The organism is Halomonas sp. I1 (assembly GCF_032334135.1).
In the GTDB taxonomy this organism is placed as follows: Bacteria; Pseudomonadota; Gammaproteobacteria; order Pseudomonadales; family Halomonadaceae; genus Halomonas.
The window spans coordinates 1-1,224 of sequence record NZ_JAVXUS010000036.1; the positions used below are offsets into that span (position 1 = coordinate 1).

General features: G+C 55.5%; 1 rRNA gene (only partly in view). It reads right to left on the reverse strand.

The features are described from left to right. Positions 1–48: 48 nt before the first annotated feature. Positions 49–1,224 (reverse strand): 23S ribosomal RNA (locus RSO41_RS18410); it runs 1,017 nt beyond the window's last position.

Consider the following 1,224-nt stretch of genomic DNA (forward strand, 5'->3'; position numbering starts at 1 on the left):
CTCTCGCGTACCCGGCGTCGTCTGTCATCCAGACTCCTTGGGTGTTATATGGTCAAGCCTCACGGGCCATTAGTACCGGTCAGCTCAACGCCTTGCAGCGCTTCCACATCCGGCCTATCAACCAGCTCGTCTTGCTGGACCCTTCAGGAGGCTCGAGGCCTCGGGGAGATCTCATCTTGAAGGAGGCTTCCCGCTTAGATGCTTTCAGCGGTTATCCCGTCCGACCTTAGCTACCCGGCAATGCCACGGGCGTGACAACCGGTACACCAGAGGGTCGTCCACTCCGGTCCTCTCGTACTAGGAGCAGCACTTCTCAAATCTCCAACGCCCACGGCAGATAGGGACCGAACTGTCTCACGACGTTCTAAACCCAGCTCGCGTACCACTTTAAATGGCGAACAGCCATACCCTTGGGACCGACTTCAGCCCCAGGATGTGATGAGCCGACATCGAGGTGCCAAACACCGCCGTCGATGTGAACTCTTGGGCGGTATCAGCCTGTTATCCCCGGAGTACCTTTTATCCGTTGAGCGATGGCCCTTCCATACAGAACCACCGGATCACTAGAACCTACTTTCGTATCTGCTCGACGTGTCTGTCTCGCAGTTAAGCACCCTTATGCTCTTGCACTCATTGCACGATTTCCGACCGTGCTGAGGGTACCTTCGTGCTCCTCCGTTACACTTTGGGAGGAGACCGCCCCAGTCAAACTACCCACCACACACGGTCCTCGATCCGGATAACGGATCTGAGTTAGAACGCCAATGATGCCAGGCTGGTATTTCAAGGATGGCTCCACGGCAGCTGGCGCTACCGTTTCAAAGCCTCCCAGCTATCCTACACAAGCAACATCAGCGTCCAGTGTGAAGCTGTAGTAAAGGTTCACGGGGTCTTTCCGTCTAGCCGCGGGTACACAGCATCTTCACTGCGATTTCAATTTCACTGAGTCTCGGGTGGAGACAGCGTGGCCATCATTACGCCATTCGTGCAGGTCGGAACTTACCCGACAAGGAATTTCGCTACCTTAGGACCGTTATAGTTACGGCCGCCGTTTACCGGGGCTTCGATCAGGAGCTTCGCTTACGCTAACACCATCAATTAACCTTCCGGCACCGGGCAGGCGTCATACCCTATACGTCCGCTTACGCGTTTGCAGAGTACTGTGTTTTTAATAAACAGTTGCAGCCACCTGGTATCTTCGACCGCCTTCCGCTCCAGCCGCGA